The following is a 14,426-nucleotide window of genomic DNA, read 5'->3' on the forward strand; positions in this document are numbered from 1 at the left end:
GCCTTGCATAGGTGCGCTTCCGGCATGAAGCGGATGATGATCAGCCGACCGTTTTTCCCGCCCTTCGTCTCAGCTGGCGATCATGGGCCCTGGTGACGCCAGAAGCTATCGTTGGGCACGACGCCTGCGGGATCGGCAGCCAGGTCCGGCCTGATACGATCGAGGAAGTACATCGGGGTGGGCCCCTTGCCCTTCACCTCGATGCTGCCGCGCGGTTCGCAGGTGAAGCGCGCTTTGACCAGGTTCCAGGTCGCCTCGGCAATGTTGATCCGTCCGGGATCGGCGGCCGCCTGCAGACGCGCGGCGACGTTCACCGCGTTGCCCCAGATATCGTAGCTGAACTTGCGCGTTCCGACGACGCCAGCGATGACCGGGCCGGTGTTGATGCCGATTCGCGCCATCCAGAGCGGCAGCCTCAGCCGTTCGCGCTGACGGTTCGCCTTGGCGAGCAGGTCCTGAATCTCGAGCGCCGCCAGCGCGGCATCGACAGCGTGCGTCCGGTTGATCTCGGGGAGGCCGCCGGCACAGAGATAGGCATCGCCGATGGTCTTTATCTTTTCGAGCCGATGGCGCGCAATGATCTCGTCGAACGTGCTGTAGTACTCGTCGAGCTGGTGCACGACCTGCGCCGGCTCGATCGCCTCGACGTGCCGGGTGAAGTCGGCGAAATCGACGAAGAGGATGCTGACCGACTGGTAGAAGCGCGGCCGCACCTTCGCGTTGGCCTTGAGCTCCTCGGCGATCGCAGGGGGGAGGATGTTGAGCAGGAGCGCATCTGATTTGCTCCGCTCCGCCTCCGCCATTGCGCGCGCCTTGTCGAGCTCGGCCAGCATCTCGTCGCGCTCGCGGAGTCTACGTCTGAGCTCGAGCTGAGCCACGGCCTGACGCGAGATCCGCCGCACTGCTTCTTGCTGCTCGAAGCTGAGCTCGCGCGGCTCGAAATCGATGACGCACAGCGTTCCGAGCGCGTATCCCTCCTCGCTGATCAGCGGCATGCCGCAATAGAAGCGCAGCCCGAACTCGCCGGCGACCAACGGCGAATCGCTGAACCTCGGATCCTTCGTGAGGTCAGGCACATACATGAGATCGTCATGGCAGATCGTCGCCTGGCAGATCGAGATCTCCTTGGGCACGTGCGTAAGGTCAGGCGGCAGGCCGCACTTGGCCTTGAGCCATTGTCGCTTGTCGTCGAGGAAGGTCAGCAGCCCGGCGCTGCAGCCGCAGATCTGCGCCGCCAAGTCCGCCAGTTCATCATAGGCGATCTCCGGCGGCGTATCGAGAATGCGATAGGTTTCGAGGGCTTGCTGCCGCGCCTGCTCGTTGTCCGGCAGGTAGATCTTCATGTCGTCCGCCACCGCTCGACAGAACCCGCCATGACCATATCTCCATGCCCAGTCAAGACGCCTGCATTAGAACACCGGAGGCGGATCATGGAAAGGTGCGACTCCCTGCGCAGTCAGCGAAACCGACGTGATTGTGGTCATGCTTTTCCTATCATGCACGTGCTTTCACCTCGACGTCGGCCGGCTGTTGCCCGTCGCGTGCGCCTCAGCGCTGTTGTGGGGGGCCTTCTGGCGAAGGCAAGATCTGGGACGATCAACCGAGACCCGGACTCGGGCCTAGGTCAGTAAGCGCGTCCTCGACGCGTTGGTGCGCAAAGGCAGAATCGCCACCCGCCAAAGGGGGCCGCCGATAGCAATAGCCGACGCACCGGGCTCACCCGATCTGCTTCTCGCCGTGCCGCGCCGACAGCGTGAAGATCTCGACGCCGGTCGCCGTTACGCCGACGGAGTGCTCGAACTGCGCCGACAGCGAGCGGTCGCGGGTGACCGCGGTCCAGCCGTCGGACAGGATCTTCACATGCGGCTTGCCGAGATTGATCATCGGCTCGATGGTGAAGAACATGCCGGGCTTGAGCTGCACGCCCTCGCCGGGCCGGCCGATATGGATGATGTTCGGCTCGTCGTGGAACATGCGGCCGAGGCCATGGCCGCAGAAATCGCGCACCACGCTCATGCCCTGCGGCTCGACGAAGCTCTGGATGGCGTGGCCGATGTCGCCGGTGGTGGCGCCGGGCTTCACCGCGGCGATGCCGCGCATCATGGCTTCATAGGTCACCTCGATCAGCCGCTCGGCCTTGCGGGCGATTGGGCCGATCGCATACATCCGGCTGGAATCGCCATACCAGCCGTCGACGATGAAGGTGACGTCGATGTTGACGATGTCACCCTCCTTCAGCGGACGGTCGCCGGGCATGCCGTGGCAGACAACATGGTTGAGCGAGGTGCAGGTCGAGTAGCGGTAGCCGCGATACATCAGCGTCGCCGGATAGGCACCATGGCTGAAGGCGAAGTCGCGGACGAATTCGTCGATTCTGGAGGTCGGCACGCCCGGCCCGACGATGTCGGTGAGCTCGTCCAGGCACCTGGCCACCAGCGCGCCCGCCTTGCGCATGCCGGCAAAGGCGGCCGGCCCGTGCAGCTTGATCTGTCCGGTCTTGCGCAGGGAGGTCTCGGTGGCGTCGACGTAGCTCATGCGTGTCAGGTCTTCTCGGGCTGATCTCGATATCGGCGGAAAGGCTTGATTTCACGCCCCAATTTAATGATTGGCGGCCTTCATGCAAGCCGAGCCAAGCGTTTTCGAGCGAAGTGGCTACCGGTTCGCGTGAAGAAAACGCGTCAAAACAAGAGCCCTACCAGCCTTGGCTTACGAAAGCGTCTTAATTCGGGACTTCCACGGCGGTTTCCACCGGCAGGGCGCCGCCGCGGATACGGATTTCGCGGACGGGATAGGGAACCCGGATGCCCTCGCGCTTGAAGGCGTCCCATAGCTCCAGCATCACGTCGCTCTTGACCTTGTCCATGCCGTCGGGGTCGGCGATCCAGAAGGTCAGCGAGAACTTCATCCCGGCTTCCGCGAACTCGGTCAGGAGACAGGTCGGCGGCTTGCCCTTCTGCGCGCGCGGATGAGCGGCGGCGGTCTCGGCGGCGAGCGTACAAACCAGCTTCGGGTCGGCGTCGTAATTGGTGCCGAAGGCGATCTTCACCAGCGTGTTCTTGTCGGTATAGGTCCAGTTAACGACCTTCTGCGTCACCAGATCTTCGTTCGGGACCAGGAATTCGCGCCCGTCGCCGGCAGCGACGGAAATATAGCGCGTCTTCATCGCGCTGATGCGGCCGGTGTTGTCGCCGATGGTGACGAGATCGCCGGGCTTCACCGATTTGTCGGCGAGCAGGATGATGCCAGAGATGAAATTGGCGACGATCTTCTGCAGGCCGATACCGATGCCGACGCCGACCGCGCCGGAGAACACCGCGAGCGCCGACAGGTCGATTCCGACCGCGCCGAGCGCGATCACGATGGCGACCGTGAGCAGCCCGATGCGGATGATCTTGACCAGCAGCACCTGCACCGACGGCGTCAGATCGGTGGTCGAATTGATCCGGCTCTCGGCGAAATTGCTGGCGATGTTGGTGAGCCAGAGTGCGATCAGCAGCAGCGCGCCGGCCTTCAGCGCCAGGAGGGGGGTCAGCCTGAGGCCGCCGAGCACGATCGCGAAGGAATCCAATAGGTCGACCGTCGCATCGAGCTGGCCCACGATGGAGAGCGCGGCGATGAACCATGCCGTGATCGACACCAGCTTGACGATGAAGGCGTTGCGCAGCACCGAGGTCACGAGCCGGATCACGAGCCATGCGAAACCAAGCTTGGCTGCGACCATCAGGAGATAGGAACGGCTCGGCCAGGTCGCGTGATACATCACCACGCGCGAGACGATCACGAGCAGCGTGAACACCGCCGTCGAGGCGCTGGCGACCATGACCCGGACGAAATGCCGGAGCGGCAGCGGCCAGCGCATCGCCAGCGAGGTCAGGTCGGCACGGCTGCGAATGGCGGCCTCCGCGGCATAGGCGATGCCGGCGGCGGCCAGGATGAGGCCGAATTGCAGGTAGAACCAGGGTGAGGAGAATTCTGCCCCGACGCTGCGTGCGGTGGTCTGCACGAACTCCATGAAGTCTTTGAGGTCCATGTCCATCGGGTCTCGTCGGCAAGCGGGGAGGAATTGATTCGAGGGCGCCGGACAATCCCACAAAGGACGCGGCCGGGCCATCGATACACCGTGAAGTGAAGCGCGTTAAGGCCGTAAAATACGGGCAGATTGCCGCGAAGCGCGAAAATGGGTTGGCGCGCGAGTCCACCGACGATAAGGATGAAATTCCAGCGATTTCTTACCCGGAAGGTGGATGGCTTCCCTCGACTCCGTCAGTCTCGCCATATTGCTCGGCGCCGTCCTCGTCATGGCCGGCATCCTCTCGAGCCTGCTTGCGCTGCGCTTCGGCGCGCCCTTGCTGCTCGTCTTCCTCATCATCGGCATGCTCGCCGGCGATTCCGGCCCAGGTCAGCTCCAGTTCGACGACGTCCGCACCACCTATCTGGTCGGCTCCGTCGCGCTCGCCCTGATCCTGTTCGACGGCGGCCTGCGCACGCGCTTTGCCAGCATCCGCACCGTGCTTGCGCCGTCCGTGGTGCTCGCGACAGTCGGCGTGCTGCTGACCGCGCTGGTCACGGCGCCGTTCGCCAAATATGCGCTCGACCTCAACTGGTCGGAGTCGCTGCTGGTCGGGGCGGTGGTGGCCTCGACCGACGCTGCGGCCGTGTTCCTGCTGGTGCACACCCAGGGCCTGCGTCTGCGCCCGCGCGTCGGCGCGACGCTGGAGGCGGAATCCGGCACCAACGATCCCTTCGCGATCTTCCTCACCTTGATGCTGGTCGAATACATCTCGCTGGGATCGAGCTCGCCCGGCCATGTGCTGATGGAGTTCATCCAGGAGGCGGTGCTGGGTGCTGTCGTCGGCGTGTTCGGCGGCCGCCTCGTCGTCATCGCGCTCAACAAGGTCGCCCTGCCGCAGGGCCTGCATGCGCCCTTCGTGACCACGGCCGCGCTCGTGATCTTCGGCGGCTCGCAGATCATGCACGCCTCCGGCTTCCTCGCGGTCTATCTCGCCGGCATCATCATCGGCAACCGGCCGACCCGCGCGCATAATTCGGTGGTGACGTTCCTCGACGCCGCGACCTGGCTGGCGCAGATCGTGATGTTCGTGCTGCTCGGCCTTCTGGTCTCGCCGAGTCGGTTGGGTTCCAGCGTGCTGCCAGCGGTCGCCGTCGCGCTCGTCTTGATGCTGGTGGCGCGCCCGCTCGCGGTGTTCGTGTGCCTGTCGCCGTTCCGCTTCAACTGGCGTGAGAAGATTTTCATCGCCTGGACGGGCCTCCGCGGTGCGGTCGCGATCTTCCTGGCCTCGATCCCGATGCTGGTCGGGCTGCCCAAGGCCTATCTCTATTTCGACGTGGCCTTTGTCGTCGTCATCATCTCGCTTCTGCTGCAAGGCTGGACCCTGGCGCCGGCCGCGCGCAAGCTGCACGTGGCGCTGCCCCGTGCCGACCGCGGCCCCCGCCGCGTCGAGCTCGATCTGCCCGGCCAGCTCGAGCAGCAGCTGGTCGGCTATCCGGTGCGGCCCAAGAGCCTGTATTTCCGCCGCGGCCTGATCCCGTCCTGGTCCAAGCCGACACTGGTGATCCGCAACGAGCACATCCTGACGCCGACGGAGGCCGATCCAATCGCACCGGGCGACTACATCTATCTGCTGGCGCCGCCGGAAAAGGCCGAAGCGCTCGACCGTTTCTTCGTCGACATGCAGCCGAGCACCGCGCCCGATCCGCATCTGCTCGGCGACTTCATGGTCTCCGGCGAGCACACGCTCGCCGAGCTCGCCGCGATCTACGGTGTGAAGGTCGGCGAGGACGACGGCAAGCTGACCCTGGCAGATTATTTCGACGTCCATCTCGACCACGCGCCGAAAGAGGGCGCCGAGCTGCCGCTGGACGAGATCGTGCTGGTCGCACGATCAATCTCCGGCGGCCGCGTCAACGTCGTCGGCCTGCGTCTGCCGGAAGAAGACGAAACGCCGCCGCCGCTGACCCGCGCGCAGGCCGTGAGAAAGAAGCTCGCCGATGTCTGGACTTCGGTCGCCGGAGTTTGACTTGCGAAGAGGAACTGCCACCAAATCGCCGCAACCGCCGAAGTTTTGCGCGGCTTCGTGACATCCGGATCCGGAACGCTCCGCATTGCCTCTCGTTCTAAGCTGTATAGAAGTTTGGACTGACAGGAGTACGCCAATGCGAAAGTTCGCCCTTCCGATCGCGACTGTCCTCGTGCTGGGCGCAGCGGCGCCGGCGATGGCCTACGACACCGGCGATCAGATCTCGATGCAGGTTGCGCTTGACGTCGCGACCGATCTTGGCGTTGCGACGGTGTCGCACACGAACTTCCTCGGCGACGAATGGCAGATTGAGGGCCGCGACCGCGCCGGCCGCTGGATCGAGGTCGATGTGGATGCCCGGACCGGCGAAGTGCGAAACGTCGACCGCGGCTGGTAGCCGGGGTTGGCCCGATCACGTCAGCACCTTCACCCCGCCGAACGACGTCACCCGTCCCTGCTTCAGCATCACGATCTGCGTCGCGAGCTGGCGCAGCTCGGCGACGTCGTGGCTGACATAGACCATCGGCACATTGGCCTCGTCGCGCAGTCGCACCAGGTAGGGCAGGATCTCGAGCTTGCGGCCCTCGTCGAGCGCGCCGAGCGGCTCGTCGAGCAGCAGGAGGCGCGGCTTCGACAGCAGCGCGCGGCCGAGCGCGACGCGCTGGCGCTCGCCGCCGGACAGCTTCCCGGGACGGCGATCCCTGAGCGCGCCGATGTCGAGCAGGTCGATGATGCGCTTGTGCTGCGCCGGATCGGGCGCAAGCCCGTTCATTCGCCGTCCGTAGTCGAGGTTTTGCGCCACGCTCAGATGCGGAAACAGCCGCGCATCTTGGAACACGTAGCCGATGCGGCGGCGGTAAGTGGGCACGTGAATGCCGGCCGCGGTGTCGTCGACGATCTCGCCGTCGATCGCGATGGTGCCGCGATCGGGCCGCAGCAGGCCGGCGATCATGTTGACCAGCGAGCTCTTGCCGGCGCCCGAGGCGCCGAACAGCCCGATGACGCGCCCCTCGCTGCTGAAGGAAGCGGACAGCGAGAATTCACCGAGCTGTTTTTCGACGTCGACGCGCAGCATGGTCAATTCCCGTGCAGCCGCTGCGTGGCGCGGCGGGCGAACCATTCGGCCGCGATCAGCGCACCGATCGCGAGCACGATCGAGACGATCACGAGCCTTCCCGCAGCGGCATCGCCGTCCGGCGTCTGGATCAGCGAATAGATCGCGGACGAAATCGTCTGGGTCTCTCCTGGAATGTTGGAGACGAAGGTGATGGTGGCGCCGAACTCGCCGATCGCCTTGGCAAAGCCCAGCACCATGCCGGCGAGCACGCCCGGCAGCGCCAGCGGCAGCGTCACCGTGAAGAACACTTTCCACGGCGCTGCGCCGAGGGTCTCCGCAGCCTGCTCAAGCCGGCGGTCGATCGCCTCGATCGACAGTCGCATCGGCCGCACCAGCAGCGGAAACGCCATCACGCCGCAGGCGAGCGCAGCACCGGTCCAGCGGAACGCGAAGACGATGCCGAGATGGTCGGCGAGAAAGCTGCCAATGAGGCCTTTGCGACCGAAGCTGAGCAGCAGCAGATAACCGGTGACGACGGGCGGTAGCACCAGGGGCAGATGCACGAGTGCGTCGAGCACCGACTTGCCCCAGAAATCACGCCGCGCGAGCAGCCACGCCAGCGCAATGCCGAACGGCGTCGCGACCAGCGTGGCAATGACGGCGACCCTGAGCGAAAGCAGGATCGCCGTCCATTCGGCGGGAGAGATGTCGAACATCAAGCCGTCATATCAGGTCGCAGAAACAGGTTGCAAAATCAGGTTTGCAGGAATCAGGTCGCAACAATCAGGTTGTGGGGCTGATCAGGAACTTGAAGCCGTATTTTTCCAAGATGGCCTTGGCCGCCGCCGAGCGCAGGAAGGCGAGATAGCCGTTCGCCTCCGGCTTGGCGGTGCTGGTCGCCGCGACCGGATAGATGATCGCAGGATGCGAATCCGGCGGGAAGGTGCCGACGATCTTCACGCCCGGCTCGACCTTGGCGTCGGTGGAATAGACGATGCCGAGCACGGCCTCGCCGCGCGCGACCAGCGTCAGCGCGGCGCGCACGCTCTCGGCCATGGCGAATTTCGGCTCTGCCGCCTGCCAGGCCCGGAGCTTTTCCAGCGCTGCCTTGGCGTATTTGCCTGCAGGGACCGACCTGACGTCACCGGTCGCGATCCTGCCGTCGCCGGCGAGCTTGGCGAGATCGAAACCTGGCGCGATCGTCACGCTGTCGATCTTGGAATCCTTCGGCGCGATCAGCACGATGCTGTTGCCGAGCAGATTCACTCTGGAAGGCTCGTTGATGGTCTTCTTGGCGATCGCGTAGTCCATCCAGTCGGTGTCGGCCGAGACGAACACGTCGGCCGGCGCACCCTGCTCGATCTGCTTGGCCAGCACCGAGCTAGCGGCGTAGCTGACGCTGAACTTGACGCCGGTCCTGGCGGTGTAGGCAGCGTCGATCTCGTCCAGCGCGTTCTTCATCGAGGCGGCGGCGAACACGGTGATGGTCTTGTCCTCGGCCGCGGCGGGCGCGACGGCCGTGCTGGCGAGAATGACGAAGGCGGTGAAAAGTCCTGATAGACGAAACATGGATGCGCTCCGTGCGGGCTCGCGCGCGCAAGGTTGCACGCGCGAAATCTGGCGTTGGCTGGTCAGATGCGACGGGCGGACGCGCTGTTCCACGGTCCCTAGCGACGGCTTACGGCCGGCGGGGATATCGCAGTGCAAACATAGCAGGCCGTAGCCGCAGGTCAAAGCCGGCCGTTTGTCGGCCAGCTTCTATCGGGCCGGCGAGTTCGTCATCCCGGGGCGCGCGTAGCGCGAGCCCGGGATCCATAACCACAGGATTGCGTCGGGCGAAGACTCGGAGTGACCTGCTTCGCGCAAGTATCACTCCCTGTGGTTATGGGTGCCGGGCTCGCTGCGCGCCCCGGGACGACGTCCGCGGACGAACCTTACGGCTTCGCATCCCCTGCATGCAGCACCGCCTTGCAGGTTGCCGGCATCTGCGCGAGCGTCATCGGCGGTTTCGGCTTGGGCGGCTCGGGCGGCGGCTTGGGGTGCAGCACCGCATCGGAGAACCAGTAGGCGAGATCGGCGGGCTTGCAGCCTTCGTCCTCTGGCTGTGACGGCTGGCCCTCGCATTCGCCGGCGCCCGCCGGGCAGTGCATGCGGATGTGGAAGTGGTAGTCGTGGCCCCACCAGGGGCGGATCTTCGACAGCCAGGCGCGGTCGCCCTTGGCCTCGCGGCACAGCGCCTTCTTGATCGCGGCGTTGACGAAGATGCGCTGCACGGCGGGCTCTCGCGCCGCGGCGCGCAGCACCAGCACATGGCTTGGTGTGAACACTTTTGGGTCGATGTCGAGCCGGTCCTGGCGCACCATCATCACCGCAGACATTTCCTCGCGCTCCTCGCGCGAGAGCCGGCGGTCCGGCATCGGCGTCAGCCAGATGTCGGCGTCGAGACCGATCTGGTGGCTGGCATGGCCTGACAGCGCCGGCCCGCCGCGCGGCTGGGCGATGTCGCCGACCAGGATGCCGGGCCAGCCGGCGTCCTTGTGCGCCTTGGCTGCGAGCCGCCTGATCAGCGCGATCATGTCGGGATGACCGTAGCTGCGATTGCGCGACAGCCGCATCACCTGCCAATTGTCGCCGTTGACCGGCATCTGCGCGGCGCCGCCGATGCAGCCCCTGGTGTAGGAGCCGATGACGTGGGCCGGCCCCTTCGATGGCAGCAGCTTGCGCGCGAACAATTCCTTGGCGGCGAGATCGGGGTCGTTGGGATTGGCGAGCGGCGGCAGCGGCTTCGGGTTGATGCTGCCACGGTCCTGGGCCAGCGCGCCACCGGCGCCCAGGCAGACGAACGAGAGCAGGAGGAGGGTGATGCTGCGGCGACTCATGCTGACGCTCTTATAACCCAATGCTGCACCAGGGTTAAGAACGAGGCGACGAGCCCGCCGCCGGCTCATCGCAGCGCGCCCCGAATCGCGTCTCGACCCGCCGTTTCTTAAGGGTGTAATAACCGTATCCTGCATTGACCAAAATTCGTGCGCAGCGCGCAGAAAATTTTGCGGTTCGCATGCAATCGCGCGCAATTTCGGAACCGATTCAGGCGCGCGCGCAATTTTGCGCCAGATCGCTCATTGATTGCGGCGCCGCACTCAGTCTGATGGCGCCTGCCGCCGCCCGCCACGCCGCGCAAACAGGCAGTAAGCGCGCCGCGCGCGGACCGCGGCTGGCTAAGATTACTTTTTTTTCAGACACTTGCCTCAAAACTTGCGGCCGCTGGACGCGACTGGGACGAGTGAAGTTGAGTTTGGGGTCTCGAAGAACAAGAAAGCGAAAGCAAAGCGTGCTTGCCCGCGCCGGCCAAAAGGCGCGCAAGCCGCGCTTCGCGCGCGCGCACCGTGCCCTTTCCGAACACGACGAAATCCTGCGCAGCCGTGCCGAGGCGGAAGCCGCGATCGCGGAGGCGCGCAAGTCGCATGAGCGCCTGCGCCAGGCCATCGACATCCTGCCGCAGGGCATCGTGTTTCTCGACGCCGAAGGCCGCTACGTCCTCTGGAACAGGAAATACGCCGAGATCTACAGCAAGACCGCCGATCTGTTCGAGGAGGGCGCGCGGCTCGAGGACACGCTGCGCATCGGCGTCGCCCGCGGCGACTATCCCGAGGCCATCGGCAATGAAGAAGCCTGGATCGCAGAGCGCCTGCAAAAACTCTACAAGCCCGGCGCGCGCCACGAGCAGAAGCTGTCGGACGGCCGCGTCATCCTGATCGACGAGCGCTTGACCGATGACGGCGGCGTCGTCGGCCTGCGCGTCGATATCACCGAGCTCAAGCAGCGCGAGGCCTCGTTCCGCCTGCTGTTCGACGGCAATCCCGTGCCCATGATCGTCTGCGCGCTGGACGACGAGCGCATCCTCGGCGTCAACGATGCCGCGGTCGCGCATTATGGCTACAGCCGCGCCGAGTTCGAGCGATTGAAGATCCGGTCCTTGCAGGCATTCGAAAGCGTGCCGCCCTGGACCGTCGATGGGACCGGCGAGGATCAGGCCGGCCGCACCTGGAAGCACGTCAAGGCCGACGGCGCGCTGATCGACCTTGCAATCTATTCCCGCGAACTGACTTACGCCGAGCGGCCCGCGGTGCTGCTCGCGCTGATGGACATCACCGAGCGCAAGCGCGCGGAGGCGCGACTCGCCTTCATGGCCCAGCATGACGGGCTGACCGGTCTGCCCAATCGCAACCTGCTGCGGCAGCAGATGGACGAGATGCTGCTGCACACGCGCCGCGGCTCGGAGAAGGTCGCGCTTCTGATGCTGGGACTGGATAATTTCAAGGCGGTCAACGACACGCTGGGGCATGCGGTCGGCGACAAGCTGCTGCGCGGCGTCGCCAAGCGACTACGCTCCACCTTGCGGGAAGAGGACGCGCTGGCGCGGCTCAATTCCGACGAGTTCGCGGTTCTGCAGAGCGGGCTGGCGCGTCCCGAGGACGCGGTGATGCTGGCCAAGCGCCTCCTGGCGGCCATTGCCGATCCCTATCTGCTCGACGGTCATTCCGTGGTGATCGGTGCCTCGATCGGCATCGCGATGGCGCCGGGCGACGGCGAGGATTCCGAAAAGCTGCTCAAGAGCGCCGACATGGCGCTGTCGCGGGCCAAGCTGGACGCGCGCGGCAGCTTCGCCTTCTTCGAGGCCGCACTCGACGCGAAGGCGCAGAGCCGCCGCAAGATCGAGGTCGAGCTGCGCGATGCGATCCAGAATGACGTGCTGCGGCCGTACTACCAGCCGCTGATCGACCTCGCGAGCGGCCGCATCACCGGCTTCGAGGCGCTGGTGCGCTGGCCGCATGCCGAGCGCGGCATGGTGTCGCCGGCCGAGTTCATTCCGGTCGCCGAAGACACCGGCCTGATCAATCCGCTCGGCGGGCTGATGCTGCGCCGGGCCTGCCTCGACGCCGCGGCCTGGCCCGACGACGTCCGCGTCGCGGTCAACCTGTCGCCACTCCAGTTCCGCAGCGGCAATCTGCTCTCGATGGTCACTGACGCGCTGAAACATTCCGGCCTGGCGCCGCGGCGGCTCGAGCTCGAGATCACCGAGACGCTGCTCCTGGAGAAGAGCGCGCAGGTGCTGGCGACGTTGCATGCGCTGCGCGCGCTCGGCGTGCGCATCTCCATGGACGATTTCGGCACCGGCTATTCCAGCCTCAGCTACCTACGCAGCTTCCCGTTCGACAAGATCAAGATCGACCAGTCCTTCGTGCGCGATCTCGCGGCCAACCGCGAGGCCCAGGCGATCATCCGCTCGATCGTCAGCCTCGGCAAGGGCCTTGGCGTCACCATCACCGCCGAAGGCGTCGAGACCGAAGCCGAACTCAGCTGCCTCCGCGCCGAAGGCTGCCATGAGGGCCAGGGCTTCCTGTTCAGCAAGGCCCGGCCGAATGCGGAGATCGTCAGCCTGCTGGCCGCACAGCGCGGCATCGACCGCAACGAGGACGCCGCGCTGGTGGCGTGACCGCTCGCCTCCACGATATCTAAGAACGCACCGCTTCGCCCATCGGCCTCTCCCGCCTTGCCCGGCGCCAGCAGCCTTGATCTGCCTCAACAACGAGGCCAAAGGCCGTGGCGCATGAGAGCGCGGCGTCGGTCAATTTCCGTTTGGAGGTTCGGATGGATAATGGCCCGGGCGCGCCACCCGTAAATTTCCCAAGTGCGGACCGTCAGCTGCCGTCGTTAAGTCGTGCGGTCGTGGGGTCGCACCATGAAGACACCGAAGCCGAAGCAATGGGCCGAGCAGGAGGTTCGACGGCTGGTCACGCTGGCCCGGCAGGGCATTGGGGTATCGAAGATTGCCGCCGAACTGGGCCGCCACGCCGGATCAGTCAGGCGAATGGCGCGAGCGAAAGGAATATTGTTGAAGAAATAGTCGCCGGTAGGGCAGGCGCTGCCTGATCGACGAGGCGCGTGGACGGCGCCCTACAGCCCGAAGCCTCGGCCGATGTCCCGCACAAGGCTGGGCGCAGCCTCAGTATTGCGACCATGGGAGAGCGCTCGATCGAGCCGAGACAAGATGCCTTTTCCGAAGAGCGCTATAGCGATGCTTCTGAGCATGGTTGTGGATCGGGTTTGAACGATGCTGCGAAAGTTCAAAACGGCCCCAGCCGCAGGATGGGGTAACAGCCGGGGCCGGCATTCCCATTCCAATGTGCCGCATCGGCGGTGGGCGGCACTCTTCAGGTTAGGCACACAGAAGCTAACAAATTATTCTGTTTCGCTCTCACCTCGCGTCGGCCGTGGCCGATTGTATCATAGCGTGCTCACGGTGAAGCGGTGAGCGAACCGAGCAATGGTCGACATGCTCGAGCGGCGCATCATTGGCCAAGTGCTCCCAATATTCAGCTTCCGCGAGTAGTTTCCAACCTCGATCCGGATGACGCGCGGCTGTCTGACGGCACAATAATGCCATCGCGCGCAGGCGACCCGCAGTATCCATCTGCTCCTCCCATTATATTCTTGTTGATTGCACCCTATTTTCTTTTTTTGCGTCGGAGTCATTACGATTATGTCGCAAAACTAATTTCCACTTTTCGAAGCGCGACGCGACTTTCGTTGCGGCTACAAATCGCGCATCGAACACAACTGGCGCAATTCAGCTCGTATCGGTAGATCGAGACCGGACCATCAGGCTTCGTGCTTACTAATCAGAACTGGCAAGAACGGCGAGATACTCGCGCCCGTCCGTCGGCGATGGGTTCCGCAAGAGCTCGAACTACCACCACGCGTCGGGCTCTCCGCGGCGATTGCCATGGTGTGGACCAGGTCTAGGTCCGCTCGATGAGCACCCGCTCCATGATGATCGTGCGTTCGTCCCCATAATAGCTGTCGCGCACGGCATTGAACCCCAGTCGCGCATAGAAGGTCTCTGCAGTGACCGATGAAGGGACCGTCAAGGACGAAATGTTCCGCTCGCGCGCTGTGCGCTCGATCTCGGCCATCAGCAGCTTGCCGATCCCGCGGGCCTGAACGTCCGGAGCAACGAAGACTGTGCGGACGACGCTTCCGTCGAGGCTTGCCGTTCCGACCAGGCGGCCGCCGATCGTGGCGACGAAAACGGTACGCTGCCCGATCAGCCGGCGCACGGCATCCGGGCCGAAGCTGGGCTCGATCCGCGCGATGATCTCCGCCGTATAGTCCTTCGCATTCGTTTCGCGCAGCGCACGCAAGATGACCGCGCTGATGGCCGCGGCGTCATCGTCGAGCGCGGGCCGGATGCTGCATTCCATGAACTGCTCCGCCGAAGCTTCGCGAATGACTGGATTTGAGCCCGCCTCACGGCGCGGTAATCGGCG

12 protein-coding genes are annotated in these 14,426 nt (G+C 64.9%); 4 read left to right on the top strand and 8 right to left on the bottom strand.

Annotated features, from left to right (window positions below; all coding sequences use genetic code 11):
• Positions 1-80 precede the first annotated feature (80 nt).
• The 3 genes from I6F36_RS27720 to I6F36_RS27730 all read right to left on the bottom strand — a co-directional run bounded on the left by I6F36_RS27720 (position 81) and on the right by I6F36_RS27730 (position 4,036).
• Positions 81-1,343 (bottom strand): adenylate/guanylate cyclase domain-containing protein, encoded by a 1,263-nt coding sequence (locus I6F36_RS27720; RefSeq protein WP_051057161.1) that lies wholly within the window; start codon positions 1,341-1,343, stop codon positions 81-83.
• A 373-nt stretch (positions 1,344-1,716) separates the two neighbouring features.
• Positions 1,717-2,535, bottom strand: coding sequence for a type I methionyl aminopeptidase (gene map, locus I6F36_RS27725; protein WP_036014218.1), 819 nt, complete (start codon positions 2,533-2,535; stop codon positions 1,717-1,719).
• Between the two features lie 184 nt (positions 2,536-2,719).
• Positions 2,720-4,036 (bottom strand): mechanosensitive ion channel family protein, encoded by a 1,317-nt coding sequence (locus I6F36_RS27730; RefSeq protein ID WP_225172568.1) that lies wholly within the window; start codon positions 4,034-4,036, stop codon positions 2,720-2,722.
• Positions 4,037-4,244: 208 nt separating this feature from the next.
• On the opposite strand from I6F36_RS27730, the gene I6F36_RS27735 reads away from it, so the two are divergent.
• Together I6F36_RS27735 and I6F36_RS27740 are read left to right on the top strand one after the other, a co-directional pair.
• Positions 4,245-6,038, top strand: coding sequence for a potassium/proton antiporter (locus tag I6F36_RS27735; protein ID WP_225172569.1), 1,794 nt, complete (start codon positions 4,245-4,247; stop codon positions 6,036-6,038).
• A gap of 136 nt (positions 6,039-6,174) precedes the next feature.
• A complete protein-coding gene (locus I6F36_RS27740) occupies positions 6,175-6,435 on the top strand; it encodes a PepSY domain-containing protein (RefSeq protein WP_036014215.1) in 261 nt (86 codons plus the stop codon).
• A 15-nt stretch (positions 6,436-6,450) separates the two neighbouring features.
• Here I6F36_RS27740 and modC read toward each other — a convergent pair whose 3' ends face one another.
• The 4 genes from modC to mepA all read right to left on the bottom strand — a co-directional run bounded on the left by modC (position 6,451) and on the right by mepA (position 9,974).
• Positions 6,451-7,113: a molybdenum ABC transporter ATP-binding protein gene (gene modC / locus I6F36_RS27745; RefSeq protein ID WP_036014214.1), complete on the bottom strand. Its 663-nt coding sequence runs from the start codon at positions 7,111-7,113 to the stop codon at positions 6,451-6,453.
• 2 nt (positions 7,114-7,115) lie between these two features.
• The gene (gene modB, locus I6F36_RS27750) at positions 7,116-7,811 is read right to left on the bottom strand and encodes a molybdate ABC transporter permease subunit (protein ID WP_225114603.1); all 696 of its coding nucleotides are present in this window, start codon (positions 7,809-7,811) and stop codon (positions 7,116-7,118) included.
• Positions 7,812-7,878: 67 nt separating this feature from the next.
• On the bottom strand, positions 7,879-8,664 hold the full coding sequence (gene modA, locus I6F36_RS27755) for a molybdate ABC transporter substrate-binding protein (protein ID WP_225172570.1): 786 nt from the start codon (positions 8,662-8,664) through the stop codon (positions 7,879-7,881).
• A gap of 365 nt (positions 8,665-9,029) precedes the next feature.
• Complete coding sequence (gene mepA, locus I6F36_RS27760) at positions 9,030-9,974, bottom strand: penicillin-insensitive murein endopeptidase (RefSeq protein ID WP_225172571.1); 945 nt, start codon at positions 9,972-9,974, stop codon at positions 9,030-9,032.
• A 452-nt stretch (positions 9,975-10,426) separates the two neighbouring features.
• On the opposite strand from mepA, the gene I6F36_RS27765 reads away from it, so the two are divergent.
• Both I6F36_RS27765 and I6F36_RS27770 read left to right on the top strand, forming a co-directional pair.
• Positions 10,427-12,592, top strand: a complete 2,166-nt coding sequence (locus I6F36_RS27765) for an EAL domain-containing protein (protein ID WP_225172572.1) — start codon at positions 10,427-10,429, stop codon at positions 12,590-12,592.
• 246 nt (positions 12,593-12,838) lie between these two features.
• On the top strand, positions 12,839-13,003 hold the full coding sequence (locus I6F36_RS27770) for a helix-turn-helix domain-containing protein (RefSeq protein WP_162130849.1): 165 nt from the start codon (positions 12,839-12,841) through the stop codon (positions 13,001-13,003).
• Positions 13,004-13,898: 895 nt separating this feature from the next.
• Here I6F36_RS27770 and I6F36_RS27775 read toward each other — a convergent pair.
• Positions 13,899-14,360: a GNAT family N-acetyltransferase gene (locus I6F36_RS27775; protein WP_225150800.1), complete on the bottom strand. Its 462-nt coding sequence runs from the start codon at positions 14,358-14,360 to the stop codon at positions 13,899-13,901.
• Between the last annotated feature and the right edge of the window lie 66 nt (positions 14,361-14,426).

Origin of the sequence: Bradyrhizobium sp. BRP19 (assembly GCF_020194195.1) — a bacterium.
In the GTDB taxonomy this organism is placed as follows: Bacteria; Pseudomonadota; Alphaproteobacteria; order Rhizobiales; family Xanthobacteraceae; genus Bradyrhizobium; species Bradyrhizobium yuanmingense.

Coding starts and splice junctions, on each gene's coding strand:
- I6F36_RS27740 (WP_036014215.1), top strand. CDS start 6,175: ATGCGAAAGTTCGCCCTTCCGATCGCGACTGTCCTCGTGCTGGGCGCA.
- I6F36_RS27775 (WP_225150800.1), bottom strand. CDS start 14,360: ATGGAATGCAGCATCCGGCCCGCGCTCGACGATGACGCCGCGGCCATC.
- map (WP_036014218.1), bottom strand. CDS start 2,535: ATGAGCTACGTCGACGCCACCGAGACCTCCCTGCGCAAGACCGGACAG.
- I6F36_RS27735 (WP_225172569.1), top strand. CDS start 4,245: ATGGCTTCCCTCGACTCCGTCAGTCTCGCCATATTGCTCGGCGCCGTC.
- modA (WP_225172570.1), bottom strand. CDS start 8,664: ATGTTTCGTCTATCAGGACTTTTCACCGCCTTCGTCATTCTCGCCAGC.
- I6F36_RS27770 (WP_162130849.1), top strand. CDS start 12,839: ATGAAGACACCGAAGCCGAAGCAATGGGCCGAGCAGGAGGTTCGACGG.
- modB (WP_225114603.1), bottom strand. CDS start 7,811: ATGTTCGACATCTCTCCCGCCGAATGGACGGCGATCCTGCTTTCGCTC.
- I6F36_RS27730 (WP_225172568.1), bottom strand. CDS start 4,036: ATGGACATGGACCTCAAAGACTTCATGGAGTTCGTGCAGACCACCGCA.
- modC (WP_036014214.1), bottom strand. CDS start 7,113: ATGCTGCGCGTCGACGTCGAAAAACAGCTCGGTGAATTCTCGCTGTCC.
- mepA (WP_225172571.1), bottom strand. CDS start 9,974: ATGAGTCGCCGCAGCATCACCCTCCTCCTGCTCTCGTTCGTCTGCCTG.
- I6F36_RS27720 (WP_051057161.1), bottom strand. CDS start 1,343: ATGAAGATCTACCTGCCGGACAACGAGCAGGCGCGGCAGCAAGCCCTC.